General features: G+C 46.1%; 23 protein-coding genes. 4 read left to right on the top strand and 19 right to left on the bottom strand.

Annotated elements, in window-relative coordinates; all coding sequences use genetic code 11:
- Positions 1-22: 22 nt before the first annotated feature.
- The 15 genes from JOD82_RS00395 to JOD82_RS00325 form a co-directional block, all read right to left on the bottom strand.
- Positions 23-436 (bottom strand): Asp23/Gls24 family envelope stress response protein, encoded by a 414-nt coding sequence (locus tag JOD82_RS00395; RefSeq protein WP_029517259.1) that lies wholly within the window; start codon positions 434-436, stop codon positions 23-25.
- A 125-nt stretch (positions 437-561) separates the two neighbouring features.
- Entirely contained in the window at positions 562-1,905 is a 1,344-nt protein-coding gene (accC, locus tag JOD82_RS00390) for an acetyl-CoA carboxylase biotin carboxylase subunit (RefSeq protein ID WP_029517258.1), read from the bottom strand.
- A gap of 61 nt (positions 1,906-1,966) precedes the next feature.
- Positions 1,967-2,458 (bottom strand): acetyl-CoA carboxylase biotin carboxyl carrier protein, encoded by a 492-nt coding sequence (gene accB / locus JOD82_RS00385; protein WP_029517257.1) that lies wholly within the window; start codon positions 2,456-2,458, stop codon positions 1,967-1,969.
- 138 nt (positions 2,459-2,596) lie between these two features.
- Complete coding sequence (locus JOD82_RS00380) at positions 2,597-3,421, bottom strand: SpoIIIAH-like family protein (protein WP_029517256.1); 825 nt, start codon at positions 3,419-3,421, stop codon at positions 2,597-2,599.
- A 62-nt stretch (positions 3,422-3,483) separates the two neighbouring features.
- Positions 3,484-4,125 (bottom strand): stage III sporulation protein AG, encoded by a 642-nt coding sequence (gene spoIIIAG, locus JOD82_RS00375; protein ID WP_029517255.1) that lies wholly within the window; start codon positions 4,123-4,125, stop codon positions 3,484-3,486.
- Positions 4,126-4,141: 16 nt separating this feature from the next.
- A complete protein-coding gene (gene spoIIIAF, locus JOD82_RS00370) occupies positions 4,142-4,912 on the bottom strand; it encodes a stage III sporulation protein AF (protein WP_209947332.1) in 771 nt (256 codons plus the stop codon).
- Positions 4,913-4,951: 39 nt separating this feature from the next.
- A complete protein-coding gene (spoIIIAE, locus tag JOD82_RS00365; RefSeq protein WP_209947330.1) occupies positions 4,952-6,142 on the bottom strand; it encodes a stage III sporulation protein AE in 1,191 nt (396 codons plus the stop codon).
- Positions 6,143-6,154: 12 nt separating this feature from the next.
- A complete protein-coding gene (spoIIIAD, locus tag JOD82_RS00360; RefSeq protein WP_013310826.1) occupies positions 6,155-6,544 on the bottom strand; it encodes a stage III sporulation protein AD in 390 nt (129 codons plus the stop codon).
- A gap of 8 nt (positions 6,545-6,552) precedes the next feature.
- On the bottom strand, positions 6,553-6,756 hold the full coding sequence (gene spoIIIAC / locus JOD82_RS00355; protein WP_010345636.1) for a stage III sporulation protein AC: 204 nt from the start codon (positions 6,754-6,756) through the stop codon (positions 6,553-6,555).
- A gap of 12 nt (positions 6,757-6,768) precedes the next feature.
- Entirely contained in the window at positions 6,769-7,287 is a 519-nt protein-coding gene (gene spoIIIAB / locus JOD82_RS00350; RefSeq protein ID WP_069012728.1) for a stage III sporulation protein SpoIIIAB, read from the bottom strand.
- Positions 7,280-8,275, bottom strand: a complete 996-nt coding sequence (spoIIIAA, locus tag JOD82_RS00345; protein WP_069012729.1) for a stage III sporulation protein AA — start codon at positions 8,273-8,275, stop codon at positions 7,280-7,282. The genes spoIIIAB and spoIIIAA overlap by 8 nt, the downstream gene beginning before the upstream one ends.
- A gap of 413 nt (positions 8,276-8,688) precedes the next feature.
- Positions 8,689-9,942: an aspartate kinase gene (locus JOD82_RS00340; RefSeq protein ID WP_069012730.1), complete on the bottom strand. Its 1,254-nt coding sequence runs from the start codon at positions 9,940-9,942 to the stop codon at positions 8,689-8,691.
- A 193-nt stretch (positions 9,943-10,135) separates the two neighbouring features.
- The gene (gene efp, locus JOD82_RS00335; protein WP_029517249.1) at positions 10,136-10,693 is read right to left on the bottom strand and encodes an elongation factor P; all 558 of its coding nucleotides are present in this window, start codon (positions 10,691-10,693) and stop codon (positions 10,136-10,138) included.
- 33 nt (positions 10,694-10,726) lie between these two features.
- Positions 10,727-11,800: a M24 family metallopeptidase gene (locus JOD82_RS00330; RefSeq protein WP_029517248.1), complete on the bottom strand. Its 1,074-nt coding sequence runs from the start codon at positions 11,798-11,800 to the stop codon at positions 10,727-10,729.
- Between the two features lie 81 nt (positions 11,801-11,881).
- The gene (locus JOD82_RS00325) at positions 11,882-12,463 is read right to left on the bottom strand and encodes a YqhR family membrane protein (RefSeq protein WP_069012731.1); all 582 of its coding nucleotides are present in this window, start codon (positions 12,461-12,463) and stop codon (positions 11,882-11,884) included.
- Between the two features lie 285 nt (positions 12,464-12,748).
- On the opposite strand from JOD82_RS00325, the gene JOD82_RS00320 reads away from it, so the two are divergent.
- From JOD82_RS00320 to JOD82_RS00310, 3 genes are all read left to right on the top strand, one after another.
- Positions 12,749-13,747 (top strand): ABC transporter substrate-binding protein, encoded by a 999-nt coding sequence (locus JOD82_RS00320; protein WP_069012732.1) that lies wholly within the window; start codon positions 12,749-12,751, stop codon positions 13,745-13,747.
- A gap of 165 nt (positions 13,748-13,912) precedes the next feature.
- Positions 13,913-14,905 carry a DUF1385 domain-containing protein gene (locus tag JOD82_RS00315; protein ID WP_069012733.1) on the top strand — a complete coding sequence of 331 codons (993 nt, stop codon included), beginning with the start codon at positions 13,913-13,915 and terminating at the stop codon, positions 14,903-14,905.
- 7 nt (positions 14,906-14,912) lie between these two features.
- Positions 14,913-15,233 (top strand): hypothetical protein, encoded by a 321-nt coding sequence (locus JOD82_RS00310; protein WP_029517244.1) that lies wholly within the window; start codon positions 14,913-14,915, stop codon positions 15,231-15,233.
- Positions 15,234-15,352: 119 nt separating this feature from the next.
- Here the strand turns inward: JOD82_RS00310 and JOD82_RS00305 are convergent, their stop codons facing one another.
- The 3 genes from JOD82_RS00305 to mntR form a co-directional block, all read right to left on the bottom strand.
- A complete protein-coding gene (locus JOD82_RS00305; RefSeq protein ID WP_029517243.1) occupies positions 15,353-16,342 on the bottom strand; it encodes a patatin-like phospholipase family protein in 990 nt (329 codons plus the stop codon).
- A gap of 95 nt (positions 16,343-16,437) precedes the next feature.
- The gene (locus JOD82_RS00300) at positions 16,438-18,180 is read right to left on the bottom strand and encodes a family 10 glycosylhydrolase (RefSeq protein ID WP_209947328.1); all 1,743 of its coding nucleotides are present in this window, start codon (positions 18,178-18,180) and stop codon (positions 16,438-16,440) included.
- Between the two features lie 136 nt (positions 18,181-18,316).
- Positions 18,317-18,742, bottom strand: a complete 426-nt coding sequence (mntR, locus tag JOD82_RS00295) for a transcriptional regulator MntR (RefSeq protein ID WP_029517241.1) — start codon at positions 18,740-18,742, stop codon at positions 18,317-18,319.
- 252 nt (positions 18,743-18,994) lie between these two features.
- On the opposite strand from mntR, the gene splB reads away from it, so the two are divergent.
- Positions 18,995-20,059, top strand: coding sequence for a spore photoproduct lyase (gene splB, locus JOD82_RS00290; protein WP_023989268.1), 1,065 nt, complete (start codon positions 18,995-18,997; stop codon positions 20,057-20,059).
- On the opposite strand, the gene JOD82_RS00285 is transcribed toward splB, so the two are convergent.
- Positions 20,052-20,768 carry a cytochrome c biogenesis CcdA family protein gene (locus JOD82_RS00285; protein WP_069012735.1) on the bottom strand — a complete coding sequence of 239 codons (717 nt, stop codon included), beginning with the start codon at positions 20,766-20,768 and terminating at the stop codon, positions 20,052-20,054. The two genes, splB and JOD82_RS00285, sit on opposite strands and share 8 nt — an antisense overlap.
- Positions 20,769-20,907: the final 139 nt, after the last annotated feature.

The following is a 20,907-nucleotide window of genomic DNA, read 5'->3' as shown; positions in this document are numbered from 1 at the left end:
GGGGTTTGTACAAAGTATCGCTCTATTTAACCCGTCCGGCGCCCAGCACTTCCGGCTCTTCTACTTTATCGGCATTTTTGAATTGAACATCATGAATTTGCACGTTCACTTCAACAACGTTAAGACCTGTCATGTTCTCAATCGAACGCTTAACATTATGCTGAATAGCAGCAGCCACCTCAGGCAGACGGTTACCGTACTCAATAATGACGGAGACGTCTACAGCAGCTTCACGCTGTCCGACTTCCACTTTTACACCTTTAGATAAATTTTTGCGGCCTAGCAGTTCGGCAAACCCACCAGCAAATCCGCCACTCATTCCCGCCACGCCCGGTACCTCAACGGTAGCCAGTCCGGCAATGACTTCAATAACTTCTGGGGCAATTTGAATCTCCCCAATTTCTGTACGTTCGAATTCGGTTGGCACTGTGCTCATACCTTCAACACCTTTCGGTCAAAATAAGTTTCATTCCAGCTTTAGATTTCAAAGCAGACATGCTCACTTATTATCCATACTATATCATTTGGCGTTCATTATGACAAACGGAGGAAATATACCGATTAAACTTCGTTTTCCTCCAAAAATTTAATATCAAAATCGCCTTTAATAAAGGTCGGATGCTCTAGCAAGCGCTGATGAAAAGAAATCGTTGTGGGTATGCCCTCAATAGCAAACTCAGTCAAAGCCCGCTTCATTTTGGCAATTGCATCCTGCCGTGTAGGTGCCCACACAATCAGCTTGGCGATCATAGAGTCATAATAAGGAGGAATGCTATAACCTGGATATACTGCACTGTCTACCCGTACCCCAGGACCGCCTGGAGGCAGATAAAATCCGATTTTACCCGGTGCAGGCATAAAATTACGATCCGGATCCTCAGCGTTAATACGGCACTCTATCGCCCAACCATTGATGGTGACTTCTTCCTGCGTAAAGGAAAGCGGATGCCCTTCAGCGACAGAAATCATTTCCTTAATCAGGTCTACACCAGTAATCATTTCTGTTACGGGATGTTCTACCTGAATACGTGTATTCATTTCCATGAAATAGAAATTGTTGTCCGGGCCGAGCAAAAATTCGAGAGTACCTGCACCAGAGTATTGAACGGCCAAAGCTGCACGAACAGCTGCCTGACCCATTTCTTCACGGACATCCTGCGAAAGTACAGGACATGGTGCTTCCTCCAACAACTTCTGACGACGACGCTGCACAGAGCAGTCCCGTTCGCCCAAATGGGCAACATTACCATGCTTGTCCGCTATGATCTGTATTTCCACATGTTTCATACCGGTCAAATATTTTTCTAGGTACACACCCGCATTGCCAAATGCTTTTTGCGCCTCCTGCTGAGCGGTAGTGATTTGCTGAATGAGGTTATCCTCATCTTCGGCGATACGAATACCTTTACCTCCGCCTCCTGCTGTGGCCTTGATAATTACCGGATATCCGATATCACGTGCGATGCCGATCGCATCCTGCAAATCCTCAACCAGCCCGTCTGAACCCGGAATAACTGGAACTCCGGCATCCTTCATGGTCTGCTTAGCTACGGCCTTATCTCCCATTTTGTTAATGGCTTCAGGAGAAGGACCAATAAACGTAATATTACACGATTCGCAAATTTCAGCGAAGTCTGCGTTTTCCGCCAAAAATCCGTAACCTGGATGAATGGCATCACATTCAGTCAATGTAGCAACGCTCATCAGATTCGTAAAATTAAGGTAGCTGTCCTTAGATAGCGTCGGTCCGATACAGTAAGCCTCATCTGCGAGACGCACATGTAACGAATCCTTGTCAGCTTCCGAATATACAGCAACTGTCGAAATATTCATTTCGCGGCAAGCGCGAATGATACGAACCGCAATTTCTCCACGATTCGCAATCAATACTTTTTGAAATGTCATGACTTTATCCTCCCTGGGAGCAGTCTTGCCGAACCCTCAAAAGAGGGTGCAAACAAGCTTTTTACTCCGGTTTCACAAGGAACAATGGCTGGCCATACTCGACCAACTGTCCGTTTTCGGCCAAAATTTCCACAATTTCGCCCTTCACTTCAGCTTCCAGCTCGTTCATCAGCTTCATCGCTTCAATGATACATACCGTTGTTTTTTCGCCCACTTTGCTGCCGATACTCACATACGGAGCCGTATCCGGTGATGAAGAACTATAGAAAGTGCCTACCATCGGAGATACGATTTTATGTAGATTGCTTGCATATTCCCTCGGTTCTCCAGCAGTTGTAGATCCAACATCGGACTGTACTTGTGGATTTGGAATAACAGCTTGTGGTGCCACTGCATAAGCAGGTGTTGCCACAGGAGCCTGTACTGTAACGATTTCGCTTTTGCCCGGTTTCCGGATCAACAAGCGAGTTCCTTCATTTTCAATTTCAAGCTCATGCACAGACGTTTCATCCACCAGCTTGATCAATTCCTTAATCTCGCTTAATTTAAACATCTCTATTAATCACTCCTTCAGCATTTTGCCGGTTGCTGATAACATTGTTGAAACAGCTTTATGTATTATATCACAATCATTAAAAATAGAAAGAGCCCGGAATAATGCAGAAATCCGGGCTTTTTCGCGTTTTTTGTCTTATTGTGTAACATATTGGACACTGATCTTATCCTGCGTTACATTCAGTTCCTTCATGACTTTGTCGACAATTGTTACCGCTTGCTTAGCATCCAATTTTTCACTCAGAACCACTACTTTGTATTTATCAGCGTCTTCCTCACGGACGACCGCATTGGCGAACTGTTGCTGAAGCTCTTCTTCAATTCCAGTAATTTTAGCCTGCTTATCTTCAAGTACATGTAATTCCTTTTGAGCCTCCGCAGCTTTCTTTGGTGTGCTGTCGTTCATTGCGGTAGTCAGTTCATCATTTTTCTTCTGATTTTCCACGTCCCGTTCCAGCAAATAGTTGTCAATCACAGCTGCTGCTGTAGGTTGGGCAGCTTGATCAGTTGCCACTTGATCCAGTACCTGCTGGTCGGTTTTGGCTGTAGAGGCTGCTTTGTCGTCATTTTGTGCTGTCGCGTCCGTCTTAGTCGCTGTTGTGTTTTGATTGGATGTCGCCGGTTCAGTAGTAGGGGTAGCTGCCGTACCTTTGTCGCCTTTTGAGTTTTCTGTTGCTGGGTCAGTTGTAGAAGCCGTATCCGACTTTGTGGAATTTGCTGATGCTCCATCAGTTACTTCTCCATTCGTCACTACTTCGTTTACCTTCAGTTCGTTCAATTGTTCCTCTGCCTTCGTCGTTGCTTCCTGTGCGGCATCCTGCTTAACCTTGCTCACTTGTTCACTATCGGCTACTGGTGGATTTGCAGGGCTTGAGTCCTCCGTAAACAAATAATACGCAGACAGCACGACCATTAAACTCAGCATGGACACCAGCCAAACGGTTTGTCTTTTATTATTCATGTTCCGTCCTCCATATTCATTAATGGTTTAAAATATAAACTTCTTTGTTCCTGAATTCCAAATTATCCCTGCTTGCGCGGTACGACTGAAATTTTGTAGGAAGGTACATTTAGCCCCTTCTGTACAGCATCGACAATTAGCTGCTTCACTGTAGGGTTTTCTGCCCCCATAGCCACAACAAGCACTCCCCTCACCTGCGGTTTTACTTTTTTTGTCACAATCGGGGTGTGCTGACCACCAGATGATTCATAGGTTACAATTTCGCCATCACGTGTATATTGAGTAGTGTGCCGTTGTCCACCATTGGCGTCCGTCTCATTGTTCTCTTCCTGCATGTCCTTTACATTGCGTTGAACGATAACTTCTTCGGTGGAGTCTACCGTAACCATGACATCAACGGTTCCTACGCCAACAATCTGCTCCAGCATCTGTTTCATATTGTCCTCAAAAACCTTCTCAATCCCGGCAAAGGAACTTTCTTCACCTGTTGTTGTCTCTAACGTAGGCTCATTTTTCATCACGCCAGGCGGCTCACGCCCTACGTTTTCTGGATCAACCTTTTTTACATTAACGAATGAATTAAAGAGCATAATCGCTACACCGATAAGGCCAAGAATAAGCAACCAACGAAATGAATTGAACCTTTTCGCCCCATCCGCCCCTCCACCCAGCCATTGCTCCAGCTTTTTCAGCCATTTGCTCATTTCTGCTCACCTCCTGTTACCATTCATGTGTTCCATCCTGCGAAGAAAGCACCTGAACATTTTTGCTATCTATCCCCCATTTTTCACGTAAAAGTCCTGTAATTAAGCCAAATGCTTTCGTATCTGTTGGCTTTCCGTCCTCAACAGTTTTGTCAGGATTACGATCATTCTCTCGCGTTCCTTCATTAAAATCTGAAGTTTTTGCATGTGTTGGCTCTACACGAATATTCACTGTCTTTTCAGTTACAGGCTCCACCATAATCGGTTTGACATCTGCACCAGGCGAGACGTCTGTGTTTTTCTTTTCTTTTTCTGGCTGCTGTTCTGCCAATTGGACCACTACCGACTGGACACCCGTTCCTGCCTCCAGTCCTGATTCCTCCTGTTGAATCTTTGCAAGGGTAACCTCGACCGACTGAATTGCTAACCCAGTATACTGTTCCAACTGTCCTTTCATTTCCTTAGCTACCTCTTTGCCAGCCCATTGCATGGAGCTTTGTTCTTGCTGTTGCTTTAACTGGCTGCCTTTTGCTAGAATCTCCTCCAATGTCGGTTCTCTCTTGCCTGTCTCAGCCTGACGTTGAAGATCCAATGCTCGCCCTAGAACCTCGGAAGGACTGGTACTCAGTAAGCGCACGACCGGAGACAGCAACGTCAGCAGAATAAGCAGGCTGAGAACGAGTTTGACATACCTCTCCATAGATCGGCTCGGTAAGATCATATCGACAAAAGAAGCCAGCAACACGATTAGCACCAGTTCCTTGAGCCAGCCTGCCAGCCAGGTCACGTCACTCTCCTCCCCCCTTGTTGGTTTACGTGCATTGGTTCACCTCATCATGACTGTCATATTGCCTGCTGCGAGCATGACTGTAATTGCAAGGAAGGACATCAATCCCACTGCTGCCAGCGCCGCGAAAACATAAATCATGCTCTTGCCGATCGCATCCAGACATGCCACGATAGGCGTATCACCCAAAGGCTGCATGATCGCTGCTGTCACTTTATAAATGAGCGCCAGCGTCAGAATCTTGAGGGCGGGAAAGGCGCACAGGAACAAAATAATAATGACTCCTACCAGACCAATGGCATTTTTAACGAGCAGCGAAGCCGAAATAACTGTATCTGTCGCATCTGCCAACGCCTTGCCGACCACCGGAACAAAGCTACCTGTAATATATTTGGCTGTACGGATCGTTAATCCGTCAGTAACGGACGATGTCAAGCCTTGTACCGAAATGACTCCTAGAAAAATGGTCAGCAGCACTCCCAGCACTGCTACTCCAGCGTTCCGCAACAGATCGGCTAGCTGGGTCAGCTTGTATTTGCCCGTCAGCGAGTTGACCAAGTACAGCACAGCCGAGAAGAACAGCAGCGGGAAAACCAGCGTATGAATGACTGTTCCGACTGTGTTGATCATAAATACAATCAGCGGGTGGGTCACCGAAACTGTTACGACGTTCCCCATCGAGGCTAGCATAGTAAACAGCAAAGGCAACATTGCCATCATGAAGTGAATCATGCTATCAATCGCTTCTTTGGCATAACCAATCGCTACACTAAAGCTATTAACCGCCAAAATGATAATGACCATGTATACGATAGCGTAGGCCACTTTGCTGACCTGTTTGCTTTCAAAAGCGCTTTGTAGCGTTTCCAGCACCATACTCATAATGCTGAGCATGACGATGGTGACGAGCAACTTGGCATTTACTCGGATTTCATGGATGAAAAAATCAGCTATAGCGCTCAATACACCCTTTATGCTGAACCCTTCACCGCCTGGAAGCAGCATGTCCATGAAGGAAGGCGTTTTCTGATCAGGGAAAAATCCGCCGTATTGCTGCATGAGCCCGTCCCAATAATGTTCTACTTCGTCTTTGGGCATTTGCTCCGCCTGCTGTCTGATCCATTCGTTTGTCGGTGTATCTGCAAAGAGGAACGCAGCCGAGGCACACCAGAAACATAGCAGCAACATTGCAATTACTTTGAGATTCGGCATGCCCCCCAGCCTTTTCATGGCATCACCCCCTCAGGCGGGCATCAGCTTCAGAATGGTATCAATAATAATGCTGATAATTGGGATTGCGAGCACCATAATGAGTACCTTTCCGGTAAGCTCAATTTTGGAAGCAATCCCGTCTTGTCCTGCATCCCGAACGATTTGCGCTCCAAATTCAGCAATATAAGCGATACCGATTATTTTCAAGACGGTTTTAAAATAGATCATATCCATGCCTGAAGACCGGGCCAGTCGCTCCAGTACAGCAACCACAGATCCGATCTTCCCAATCAGCAGCAAAAAAATGACGATTCCCGCAGCTGTTGCAATCAAAAAGGCAAACATCGGCTTCTGTTCCTTAATGACTAAAATAAGGACTGTGGCAATGAGGGCGAAGCCCACCACCTGAATAATTTCCATGTGTCCACCTACTGAAAAAGAAAGATAGATTTGATCTCTTGCAGAAGGTTATCCAGCATTCGCACCACCATGAACAGGACTACGACGAAGCCGATGACCGTTACCCAGTGCGCCATGTCTTCTTTGCCCATTTGCTTTAATACGGTATGAATCATAGCGATAATAATGCCAATTCCGGCAATTTGGAAAATTGCGTTCACTTCTAAATTCATTCGAGCACCCCGCTAATAGATCAAAATGACGATCAATGCTCCGATCAGCAGTCCCAGGCTCCTGCTCATACGCTCGTACCTCACCTGATCTGCCTGCGCCTGCGCTTCCTCATGGGATAACTGCTGGATGGTCAACGCAATGTGCTTGATCTGGTCTTCACGGTCGCTGGTTCCAAGACTGTAAGCAAGCTGCCGCATCGCTTCCTTCTCGGCTTGCTTCATAGAGGAACGGCTCCACGAGTCTTCAATGGCTTTATGCAAGCTTTCTCTGGCAGTCAGGCCAAAAGAGGGGTGCATCCAGCGTGAGGCTTGCTGAAACAGACTGCGTAAGGGCTCTCGCAGGGGCTCTCCTGTCTTGGCGAAAGCATCTGGTAACGGAGACACCCCGTACGAAACCTCGGTGGTCAATCTTTGCAGCGCAAGAATCAACTCCCTGATTTGCCGCGGCCTCATTGCAAACTGCCTTGCCCGTTGCCAACCTGCCAGCGTAGCGGCCAGTATAACCAAGGCTGCCCCCAGTAGCTTAAGCATAGGAGATGCCCCCATTCTGCCCTTCTCCAGACAGTGTAATCCTGCGTTGCTTGGCATCTGCCAGTCGGAATGAGACGCCCCGGCTCGTCCGCTCCAGCATGACGTAGAGTTGAAACAGCTCTTGTCCTGTAGTTAATCCAGCAAAAGCAGACCGGGTCGCCATTTCAGCCACATCGCGACCATGTGCGGAAGCAATGACTGCAATGCCTGCATGGAGCGCTTCGCGCACCGCCTCCGCATCTTCCGGTCGTCCGATTTCATCAACAATGAGGACATCCGGTGACATCGAGCGGATCATCATCATCATGCCTTCTGCTTTCGGACATCCGTCCAATACATCGGTGCGAGGCCCGACATCAAAACCCGGGATACCTTTGTGACTACCAGCGATCTCAGAGCGTTCGTCTATAATGCCTACCTTGAGTCCATTCCGTCGCCCCCCATGGCTTTCCATCCCTCCGTAACTGAGTTGCCGAGCCAAGTCCCTAAGCAGTGTCGTTTTGCCATGCTGAGGAGGGGACAAAATGAGGGTATGCCGGATTTTCCCGGACATTCGATCTGCTACATAAGGCAATATCCGATCAGCTATGCCGGGAATTGCACGCGCAATTCTTACATTAAAGCTGCTTATATCCCTCAAATGCTCCACTCGTCCTCGGTTGAGCACGGTTCTCCCTGCCAAGCCAATACGATGACCGCCAGGGATCGTAATAAACCCTTTACGAAGCTCCTCTTCCATCGTATAGAGGGAATGATTGCTGATAAAATCCAGCAGTCGGTGGGCATCCTCACGGTCAGGCTTATAGGCTTCCACATGGTTCAAAGTCAGCTGACCAGCAGACGTTACAAAATGATGTTCACCGTTTGCATTAATTTCTAACGGCCTTCCTTCCCTGACCCGGATTTCTTCCAGTTGCTCAAATACCGTTTCTGGAAGCCTTCCGAGTATACCGTGCAACGGTTCGGGAAATAACTCCAGCCATTCCATACCGATGCAGCCCCCTCACAGTTGTCCTTTTTCTTTAAGACAAGTCTATGGTTGACTCTCGCTTTTTATGCCGAAAATATATTGAAAACCTAGGCAAACTTTTGCTAACTCCTATCAACGCTCAACAGACCTTTCTCCCGCTTGTTTAAGCACCATTCTCTAATTTGCACAAATAAAAAAGGGCCTCTCAAAGCCTTGTCGGCTAAGGGAAACCCTTGGGTAGAAAAGATAGATTCAGAAAAAAAGAGGCTGCCCCTCAGTTTAACTCTCACTGATGGAACAACCTCTTAACCTACTGCTGTATTCTATGATTTATCAAACTATAAATAGAGGGCATATAATGTATCAACCTTTATCTGTCATAAGCATCGTTCACATTAGCCATATTCAGTGTCTAGATCACGTTGCAGTTATTAACGACGGTCTTGCGGTCCACCCACAAACGCTTGCTCCTCGGTGTCCAGGTTATAAGCTGTATGCAACGCCTGAATAACCTCATGAAGCTTACCCGCTTCAATTACACACGATACTTTGATTTCAGATGTGCTTACCATTTTAATGCTAACGCCTTGCTCTGCCAGTACGGCAAACATTTGCGCAGCAACACCCGGATGGCTAACCATTCCTGCACCTACAATGGAAACCTTCACCAAGTTTTCCTCAGACGTTACTTCACGGTACGGAAGCTCTCCACGAATACCTTCCAGCGTCTTCAGTGCCGCTTCACGATCCGTCAGAGCTACTGTAAAGGAGAAATCCGCTTTACCAGCTTCAACCCCGCTCTGTACAATAATGTCTACATCAATTTTGGCTGCCGCCAGTGTTCCAAATACTTTCGCCAGTACGCCGGGAATATCGGCGACGCCCAAAATACTGATTCTTGCTACATTTTTATCATATGCAATCCCACTGACTACAACGCCTTGTTCCATTACTGCATCCTCCTTTACGACCGTTCCTTCATTATGGTTAAAACTGGACCTCACAATCAGCGGTACCCGGTTATGTTTAGCATATTCTACCGCACGAGGATGCAATACAGCTGCACCCAGATTGGCTAATTCCAGCATTTCATCATAAGAAATTTCTTTTAGCTTACGAGCAACTTTTACGATCCGTGGATCAGTTGAATATATACCGTCCACATCCGTGTAAATTTCGCAGGCATCCGCTTGAATCGCCGCCGCCAGCGCAACCGCCGTCGTATCAGAGCCACCACGTCCCAGCGTTGTAATGTCTCCCTCTGCAGACATCCCTTGGAAGCCAGCTACAACAACGATCTTGTTGCTGCTCAGTGCTTCCAGCACTCGCTGAGGTTGAATGTCCGTAATTCGTGCTCGACCAAAGTCAGATTCAGTACGGAAACCAGCCTGCCATCCCGTAAACGATACCGCTTCATGACCCAACTGCTGAATAGCCATCGACAACAAGGCGATTGAAATTTGCTCACCTGTCGTCATCAACATATCCAACTCACGTGCAGGCAACTGCTCATTCAACAATTTGGCCTGGTCAATCAGTTCGTCTGTCGTGTCTCCCATTGCGGAAACGACCACTACACATTGATGCCCTTCACTCTGTTTCTCAACAACGCGTTTTGCCACGCGTTTCATGCGCTCCGTGTCACCGACGGAACTGCCTCCGAATTTCATGACATACAAAGACAACGATATTCACTCCCTCAGACTCAGTATGTAACCTTGAGATGGCACCCAACGACTTGAACGTGACATCCTGCGGAATAACTTTAGTACAGTATAATATGAAAGTGCTGTGCGGAGCCATTGTTTTTTAATATTAGTGCTTATAAAAATATCCCCTGCCCTTACAAGGACAGAGGAAATCTAAAAGCAGCAAATTTTATGCGCGAGACATGTATTTACCGTCACGTGTATCAATTAACAATACGTCATCTTGGTTAATGAACAAAGGAACTTGAACATTCAAACCCGTTTCCAATTTGGCATTTTTGGTAGCACCTGTAGCTGTATTACCTTTAATACCTGGTTCTGTTTCGATTACTTTGAGTTCCACGCTGGTTGGCAGGTTAATACCCAAGATTTCGCCGTTATAGCTGACGATATTTACATTCATGTTTTCTTTCAGGAAGTTAAGTTCCCATTTCAATTGATCGCTGGACAATGTGAATTGATCATATGTTTCATTATCCATGAATGTATGATCGTCTGCACTAGCATACAGATAAGATACACCGCGATTTTCGATTTGCGCACGACCGATCGTTTCACCCGCACGGAATGTACGTTCAACAGTGTTACCGTTACGCAAGTTTTTCAACTTGGAGCGTACGAATGCTGCACCTTTACCCGGTTTTACGTGTTGGAAATCCAGCACCGTAAAAATATCTCCGTCTACCTCGACGGTCAAACCTGTTTTAAAATCATTAACGTTAATCACTAAAATACCCCTCCTACAGGACTGTTATCGTTATTAAACGACTGTAAATTCTTTGCTCGAATGTGTTAATAATTTGATGCCGCTATCTGTAATAACGATATCATCCTCGATCCGTACACCGCCCAATCCAGGCACATAGATACCTGGCTCGACCGTTACCACCATACCCGGCTCCAGAATATCATCACTCGCCTTCGACAGGCGTGTAGATTCATGTACTTCAAGACCCAGACCATGACCTGTACTGTGCCCGAAATTGTCTCCATAGCCATGGCTTGCAATAATATCCCGGGTCAGTGCATCCGCTTCACGGCCTGTCATGCCCGGCTTAATATGTTCAAGTGCGTGAAGTTGCGCCTTAAGTACAATATCGTAGATCTCACGCAACTGGGGCGCTAAATCCCCTTGTGTGGCCACTGTACGTGTCAAATCGGAGCAATAGCCATCCAGCAACGCACCAAAATCAAACGTAATCAGCTCGCCTGCTTGTACTAACTTAGCACTGGCTACGCCATGAGGCAATGCCGAACGAACTCCAGAAGCCACAATTGTGTCAAATGAAGAGGATGTAGCTCCCTGCTTGCGCATGAAGAATTCCATTTCCAGATCCAGCTCACGCTCGCTGACACCTGGTTTGATGTAAGGTAAAATGTGTGCAAAAGTAGCATCTGCCAAATCCGCTGCCCGCTGCATCACTTCCAGCTCTTCCGCATCCTTGTACACCCGTAATTTCTCTACAATGCCCGACACCGGAACCAGTGAAATAGGTGACAAATCTTCGCTATAAGCTTTATGCGTCGCAACAGTTACAGCGTCTTGCTCAAAGCCTGTTTCGCTGATCTGATGGGAAGACAGCAATTCTTTCACCGTTTCCATGACCTGTGCAGCGTGCTGCACTACCGTGAAGCCTTCGGCTTGTTCGGTCGCTTGCGTCATATAGCGAAAGTCAGTCAGCAAATAGCTATGGGATTCCGTAATCAGCACATAACCTGCCGAACCTGTGAAGCCTGTCAAATATCGACGATTGACAGGGCTAGTAATCAGCATAGCCCGCAGATTATGCTCGCCCAGCGCCAGCCGCAGCTTTAACACCCGGTCATTCTTCATCTTTCATTCCGCTCCCCTCTGTCAAATAACCAAATGCTATTTTAACACAGGGAATAGGCGCTTGAGAAGTTTTTGTTACGTTCAGCTCTCAGCTTTCTCAGGCTCGCGCTTTCTTTCATCCGTATACTCGACAGCAACGGTATATCCGATAAATAGTCCCCACAGTAAAAACACACAAATTTCCGTATATAAGGAATTCCATGTTAACCGATCAGGAGCATTCATCATCCCTAGCTTAGGACCTGTTAATACAAATAAAACAACCCACCAAATCAGGCCATACACAATGCCGGGTAAAGGACCCTTAAATCTGCGCAGCAACAGAGTGTACACCAGTGAAGCTACGACGGATAATCCAATAAAAAACAGTAGCCCTACCAGATGTCCCGCCATGGTGTTCATAAATGAATGCTTGAAAAAAGGCTCTGCGAGAAAACCAGGCGCTACTACGGTAAAGTGCAACTTATAAAACAGCCAGCGCAGCAATCCCCAGAGCAAACCCGAAAAAAAACCCAACTCAAGCGCAAAAGGAATGAGAGGCGTATGTATTTTGCCTGACTGCTGCCTGCCTCTACCACTGTCGTTATGATTACGTGGATCCTGAGATCCACGAGGCTGCTCCTGTTCATGTCCTATCTTGGGTATAGAGAAGGTTTCGCTCATGTTGTTTAATCCCCTTTCATTATGAAAACTTTTTCCCATCGTAAAGACTATTGCAATCGGAAATGCATGTACTTCCATCGGATTCTGCATTCCATTTTGCTGGTAGTATGCTCCAAGGGGGGAGAGTTTAACAATGAACAGGAATGCTGAATAATGGCAGCTTTCGACTTGAGTGCACGGACCCGTTTTTTACATTGACAAAATTTCAATCCTCTATCATAATATAATGGTGAAAATGATAATCATTATCATTTTATAAAAACATATATACGGGAGAACGCTTCTATGAAAAAGGGATTCATCGGGATTTTATTGTTAATGGTTTTTACGCTCACTCTGGCAGGTTGCGGAGCAGCCGACAATGCATCGGACAAAGATCAGGTAGCCACGGGTAGTAAACCGACTGACACAGCGACCGGTCCTGTGACGGTAAAGCATAATCGTGGTGAGGTCACGCTCGACAAGCCCGCACAGCGTGTCGTAGTGCTGGAATGGACATTTACAGAGGATTTGGTTGCGTTGGGCGTTCAGCCGGTGGGTAATGCTGACAATGCCAACTACAAGGTGTACGTGACACCGGAGGCGGCTCTGGATAGTAGCGTGGTCGATGTCGGCACGCGTAACGAACCGAATCTGGAAGCGATTGCTGCATTGAAGCCGGATCTGATCATTTCCAATGTTGATGGGAATGAAGCTATCTATGAGCAACTTAAGGCCATCGCTCCTACGATCGAATATAATCTGAACAATGGTAATGGCTACGATCATGATAAAATGGTAGAAATTTTTAATAGCATCGCAGTTGCTCTGGGAAAAGAAGAAAAAGCTAAGCAGGTGCTTGCCGAACTGGATCAGCATTATGCTGAAGCCAAAGAAAAGCTCGCCGCTGCTGGCAAGTCGGATTTTCATTATGTACTGACACAAGCTTTCACTTCGCAAAATGCGGCCAGCCTCCGTATGTTTTCGGATAACTCAGTCGTCGTGGCAACACTGGCGAAGATCGGTATGATTAATGATTGGAAACCAAGCAAAGTTGAACCGTATGGCTTTACAACCGTCGGTATTGAAGCTCTGTCTGCTGTTCAGAACAGCAACTTTATCTATATTGTGCAGCCGGACGATGATGTTTTCGGGGCACCTATGAAAAATAATTCGGTCTGGAACGGTCTGAATTTCGTTAAAGAAAAACGCACCTATCCACTGAACGGTACGACATGGACATTTGGCGGCCCTCTCTCATCAAAAGGACTGGTTGATCAGGTTGTTGGGGCAATTACGCAATAGGTTGTTTCCGAAGTTTTATAATGAGTAGCATTTATGTGAGCAGTCTGACGCTCCATAAATGCTTTTTTTATAAGCCTGTGGTTACACCAGTTTCATCTAACTAGATATTCCCTTCCAAATTCGATACAATATACAAAAAAGCATGTATTAAGAGAGGTGAGACGGTTGTCACAAGCATCCAAGCCTGTGAGCTACGGTGGTCAGGCAGTCATTGAAGGTGTCATGTTCGGCGGCAAGCGTGTCAATGTCACGGCAGTTCGCCGCAAAACTGGCGAAATCACATATTTGGAAGTACCACGCAAGGAGCAATCCTGGGTATCCAAATTCCGCAGAATTCCTTTATTGCGGGGGATTGTAAGCATCATCGACTCCAGCGCCAAAGGTACCAAGCATTTGAACTATTCAGCCGATGCGTATGCTGATGATGAAGTAGATCCGGAAGAACGCGCTGAGCAAAAGAAAAAAGAAGAATCTCGCTGGAGTCTGAGTATGATGATCGGTGTAGCGGCAGTCGGGATTATCTCCTTCTTGTTCGGCAAAATTGTGTTAACCCTCGTTCCGGTTATTGTAGAGAATTTCCTGTTCGGCAGCTTATTTCACAGCCAAATTTTGCATAACCTCGCCGAAGGAGCCATTAAGCTGATTCTGCTGCTGGCTTATTTATGGGGTATTTCCCAAACTCCGTTAATTAAACGATTGTTTCAATATCACGGTGCAGAGCATAAAGTAATTACGGCATTCGAAGCTGGGGAAGAACTAACTCCGGCCAATGTGCAAAAATACAGCCGTCTGCATTACCGCTGCGGTAGCAGCTTTATTATGCTGACCGTGATCATCGGGGTACTTGTCTATTCCCTATTCACCTACGATAATCTGTGGGAGCGTATGGGGCAACGGCTTCTACTGCTTCCGATCGTACTGGGGCTTTCTTTTGAATTTCTCAAGCTGACCAATGCTCTTCGTGAAATTCCGGTACTTCGTTATTTAGGTTACCCCGGTCTGTGGCTGCAACTACTTACCACCAAAGAACCGACTGATGATCAAGTGGAGGTATCCATTGCCTCATTTAAGCGTATGCTTGAATTGGATGCTGAGTTGGAAAATGTACCTGTAAAGGAGACCTTCAACAGTCCTGCCCTTGATCCTGTGAAAGGATGAGTGAATAATGAACAGACATGCTGTTATTTTCTGGCTTACCCTTGCTTTGGGTGCATATGGGATTGTGGATATGCTGTGGAGAGGAAGTTGGGGCTTTCTCATGAGTTTACTCATTCCCGTCCTTGTTTTTGCAGTTATATTTCTGCTATACAAATACCTGCCAGGACAAAGCAATCGTACTCCCAAAATCAAACCCTCTGTGCGCACCATGGCCAAAACAGCCAACGCACGTAAGCAGCAGACTACGGGCAAGCGCAAAGCGTATCCTTTTCATGTGATTGAAGGTTCCAAGGGCAAAAATGAAGAAGAACAACCTAAATATCATTAACGATAATAATCATCCTTTAAAATGCAACACAAAGGAGCCGTCACCCGCGTATTAAAATATGACGGGAAGAGGCTCCTTTTTTCACACCCTTTTAAATTACTTTAACTGCCAATTAGTGTTCATTTCATAGCGTACATGGTATCCTTCATCAATTGGTATTTGCTATACTGCTGCTGGTAAGAAGTGATGCTCCATTTGTGGAAAAAAGCATCCCCTGCCTGCACACCGGAAGCATACAGCAAATCACTTTGCACTGTAGAAATGTTAAATTGTGCAGTGCGGATCCCCAATGTTGGAATTTTAATCGTCCGATACCGATTCTCCTGCTCAATATATCGTTCATCGTGTGCTGATAGCATGGTATCGAAAATAGCCTGCAGCATGGTCAAAGGACCCCGTATATAAGAAACTTTGGTCTCCGTACCCGTCTTGCCCACCATTTGAAACCCTACCGTTGGAATCGTTTTGGCCTCACGTTCATTTACAGGCTCATCAAAAAGCCACAAAGGCAAATTGCTTAGTAAAGCCCCATCAACTACAAATACAAATTGCTGGGAAAAGGTTTTTCCCTTGGCAAGTGCAGAATCAAGTCTTAACATAACGGGATCAAAAAAGTAAGGGATACTTGTGCTCATCCGAATGGCCTTTGCTACCTCCAGTGAAGAAGGATTTATACCAAAACGTTTGATATCCTCAGGAAGCACCAGAATGCGTCCATTCGTGATATCTGATGCAATAATGCGCAGTTTGCCAGGAGGTAAATCCGCAAACGTACGCACTCCCTTAGCTCGTAACAGCTCACGTACCCAGTGCTCCAGTGCCTCCCCTGAATAGAGACCTTTTTTAAGAAAGATACGAGCTGCTGGTCCAACCCACTTAATATTGAACACTGGAGAACGTCGTAACAACTTAACCAAGGGGGTTTTCTCTATTACGGCTTTCATTTCATCCGCAGAGTATCCCGCAGCCAATAAAGCAGCTACAATAGCACCTGATGATGTACCTGCTAAACGATTGAATACAATTCCATGCTCCTCCGCAGCCTTAACTGCACCCGCCAGCGAAATTCCCTTAACCCCTCCACCCTGGAACACAGCATTGATCAGCATAGATCAAAAAACCTCCGTTCTCTTGGGAGTAAGCAGTTCTACTGCTTATCTATGAGAACGGAGGCCCAAATAGAACCTATATGATCCAATTTATATCACATTTGATAATAATTTTGAAGAAGCTGAATGAGTCCATATGGATTTTTACGCAAATGCTGTGCACTAAAGTAAATATCCCCTTTGACCTGTTTATAATCTTTGTTCAGTTCAAGCTGCTTAATTAGCTCTTGAGCCGTTTGCCAGCCCTTTTCAGGGGTGCCGATTTTATACGGAGAATGACCGATATATAGCTTAACATCTGAATTTTTGACCTCATTGGACCACCATGCGACAAGCTTGTCATATCCAGCCGCAGGGAAACCGATACTCCAGTAAATTTGTGGAGCTACATAGTCAATCCATTCTTTGTTAATCCAGGTTCTCACATCCGCAAACGTCGTATCATACGCTGTAACGCCTGCCTTCGTGTCTGAACCCGTTAAGTCCTGAGATTTGTTGCGCCACACTCCAAATGGGCTAATTCCGAATTGAACTTTAGACTTGCTGGCATGAATGCTTTTGCCCAAATCGCGAACAAAACTGTTCACATTATCTCTCCGCCAGTCGCCCTTATTAGAGATTTTGTTGGCATTATATGCTTTGAAGGTCGCATCATCATCAAAAGTCCCGCTGTAAGGATAAAAATAATCGTCCAAATGGACGCCGTCAATATCATATCCGTCCACGACCTCCATAATCGCCGCAATGACATGCTGACGTGCAGCCGGAATTCCTGGATTGATGTACAATTGGCTACCATTCTTAACAATCCAGTCCGGGTGCTGATTAGCCACATGGTTTGCAGCCAAACCGCTGGTTGTTCCTGTAGAATTCGCACGGAACGGATTAAACCAGGCATGGAATTCCATCCCTCGCTTATGCGATTCGCTAATCATAAATTTCAAGGGATCATAGCCTGGATTTTTACCTTGGGTGTTGGTCAAATACTTGCTCCAGGGTACGAGACTCGACGGGTAGATCGCATCACCGCTGGCACGAACCTGAACAAATACCGCATTGATGCCCATCCCCTGCAAATCATCGAGCATTTTAGTAAACTCCTGCTTTTGCTTCTCGGAGCTGCTTCGGGCAGCGGAAGAAGGCCAATCTCCATTGATGGTAGAAATCCATGCCCCACGCATGGAAGTTGAAGCCTTTACCTGAACAACATTTGCCTGTGAAGAACTTGAACCGTCCTCACTAGTAGACGTTGACGGTGAAGTGACAACCGTCTGCTCATTATCGCTGGCTCCCTGATCCGTACTTACACTCTCCTGATTGCCAGATGCAGACGTATCTGATGTGGAAGCACTGTTTCCCGCTGAGCTACTCCCACCCGTTGAGACACCTTCCTTACCACTGCTTAACGTAATGACTCGCTCTGAAGCTTGCCAATCCACTTTTAATCCCAACTCTTCTCCAACAAAACGCAGAGGCACCATGACTCTCCCGCTTGTCATACGGGCAGATGCATCCAGTCGAACTGACTTGCCATTCACCGTAGCGCTTTGTGCACCGTTCTCCATAGATATATTTTTGTTCTGAGCCGTAATCGTTACCATACCGGACGATTCCGACCAGTTGACCTGAGCGCCCATTCCCTCACTAATCACGCGCAAAGGAACCATCGTAACATTGGCTCCCTGTACAATATACGGTGACGCGTCGCTTTGCAGGGACTGTCCGTCCAATATAATTTCAATATCACCAGTTGGAGCTGCTTGAACTCCAGGAACGATGGCAGTCTGCACTGCTAAGAGTAGGCCTGCAGCCAATGCCACTATTTTCTTTCGATTCATATTATTACAATCCTCCGCTAACCCTGTTAATTTTAACCCCTATCTTGTCCTGCTATATAATGGATAGACGCTAATCACCGGATATTTGTTGCGGTCGGGACAAATAAAAAAGCATCGTCCATAAGGACAGATGCTTTTAGGAATCTCCACTCAATTCCTTGTGTATGTCATGAAGCTGGCGCAAGCGATCTTCATCCCGACGAAAATATTCAACCAATGTTTCGATACGGGTGATGGAATCCCAGCTCAAATGATGCTCAATACCTTCCACATCTTTATATATCAGGTCCTTCTCAACCCCAATCATATCCAGAAATTGCTCTAATAACTGATGGCGATCAACCAACCGTTTGCCGACCTTTTTCCCTTTTGGTGTCAAAATCAGTCCCCGATACTTCTCATATACAAGATAATCGTCCTTATCCAACTTCTGAATCATTTTGGTGACGGACGAAGGATGCACCTCTAAACCCTCTGCGATGTCCGAGACACGAGCATATCCCTTCTCATCAATCAGTTGGTAAATGCGTTCCAAATAATCTTCCATGCTTGGCGTTGGCACTTGTTTCCCTCTTTTCTGTTATTGAACGGGCGCTTACCGCCTTCATTTCCTGCGTTAAACCTACTATGTAATGATACATGTTATCATTGCCCATTGGCAAGTCTCATCCCTTCACTCACATCTATTGCCACGATTTGTTCAATTTAAGCCGGGTACACTAATATCGTCGTCCCTGTATCGTTTACTTCTGCGGCAATATGTTAAAGTTGGACACCAGAGCACTGTGGATTTATTTTGAAAGGAGCGTTAGCCATGTCTACGCTTGAGCGTACTCCTGTCCAAACCAGAGGAACCAAGCCATTTTTGCCTGACCTGGTGTTTTTTGAGCCAGACGCACTAAATTATCCCAAGGGCCAGCGTATTATGGATTGGGTTAAAGCCAAGGATATTCCGTACCGGATGACTACCTCTCACAACCGAATTACCAATTTACCAGGTGAAACTGAAGTTGAAAAGTACCGAATGGCAAAAAAAACTTTGGTAGTTGGTATCCGTAAAACGTTAACTTTTGATCAATCCAAGCCTTCTGCTGAATATGCCATCCCCATTTCGACTGGTTGCATGGGGCATTGTCACTACTGTTATTTACAAACAACCTTGGGAGCAAAGCCGTATATTCGTGTATATGTCAACACTGACGATATCTTATCAGCAGCTAAAGCTTATATCGAGGAGCGTGCGCCTGAAATTACCCGTTTTGAAGCAGCTTGCACCTCCGATCCGGTTGGTTTGGAGCATATCACCGGAACGCTTGGAGACTTGATTCGTTTCATGGCAGATGAGGAATTTGGCCGTCTGCGTTTTGTTACTAAATATCATCATGTTGATCCATTGCTGGATATTAAACATAATGGTCATACTCGCATCCGCTTTAGCATTAATTCCGATTATGTTATTAAACAGTTTGAACCTGCAACTTCCCGCTTCGAGGAACGTATTGAAGCCGCGGGCAAAATCGCACGAGCCGGTTATCCGCTTGGGTTCATCATTGCACCCATCATCTGGTATGACGGCTGGGAAGAAGGTTACGGCGAGTTACTACGCAAATTGGGAGAAACCTTGCCCCAGCATGCTACAAAAGATTTGACGTTCGAATTAATACAGCATCGCTTCACCAAAACATCCAAAGCTGTCATCGAGAAACGTTATCCGAAAACCAAGCTGGAGATGGACATAGAGAAACGCAAGAAAAAATGGGGACGCTGGGGACAAAACAAATACGTTTATCCCGATGAACAGCAAAATGCACTGCGAGAGTTTATCACAGAGCGTATTTTTGAACATTTTCCTTTAAGTCGTATTGAGTATTTCACATAACTAGCATCCAACCCGGGGTAATCCGTTGTAAAAATAGCGTTACATCGGTCATATGATCCGTTACCAGTAAAATGCCAGTGATAACAAGTAGTATGCCACCTGTTTTGATGAGGATGGAGGTATAGCGAGAGGATAGCCGAACAGAGCCTACCAGCAAAGCTAATACAAAAAATGGAATCGCAAACCCAAGCGCATAGCCTGTAATCAGTTTGAACCAAATGTGATGCTCTACTGCAGCCAAAGCGATAATAGCTGTTAGCATGGGACCAATACAGGGCGACCAGCCTGCCGCAAACCCAATTCCGATTACAAAGGAACCGGCGTACCCGGCAGGCTTCCATGTCCAGCGAAGCTTATGCTCCCTCATTAGAATCAAAGGACTTACCACACCAAGAGATACCAGTCCCATTAGTAAAATAAGTAACCCTGCTACCACTCTTAGCGTATCCCCATAATTGGCAAACCATTCTCCAAGCAACCCGACACCTGCACCCAGTGAATAGAAAACGACCGAAAAGCCCAGTACAAAAGCAAGTGTATGCCCCATCGTACGATAACGAACCTCGGCCTTATGCCGTCCTTCAGCCAGTTCACGCGCAGACATCCCTGTCATATACGATAAATAAGATGGATACAGTGGTAAACAACACGGTGAAAAAAAAGAAAACAGTCCGGCTACGATCGCCAATCCGGCGTTAATATCTGTCATCCTCATTTCCTCCCACCTGTCTTAAGTGAACACGAGCAAACAAGCCCTGCCTACTAAAACATACGTATAGCGGGAGCAAAATATGATGCACGCCAAAAAGCGCATGCCCAGGAAGAATGATTCCCGGACATACGCTCAT

Origin of the sequence: Paenibacillus sp. 1182, assembly GCF_017833915.1 — a bacterium.
GTDB lineage: Bacteria > Bacillota > Bacilli > Paenibacillales > Paenibacillaceae > Paenibacillus > Paenibacillus polymyxa_D.
The sequence above is the reverse complement of the archived record's forward strand: the minus strand, read 5'-3'. Positions and strand labels throughout refer to the sequence as shown.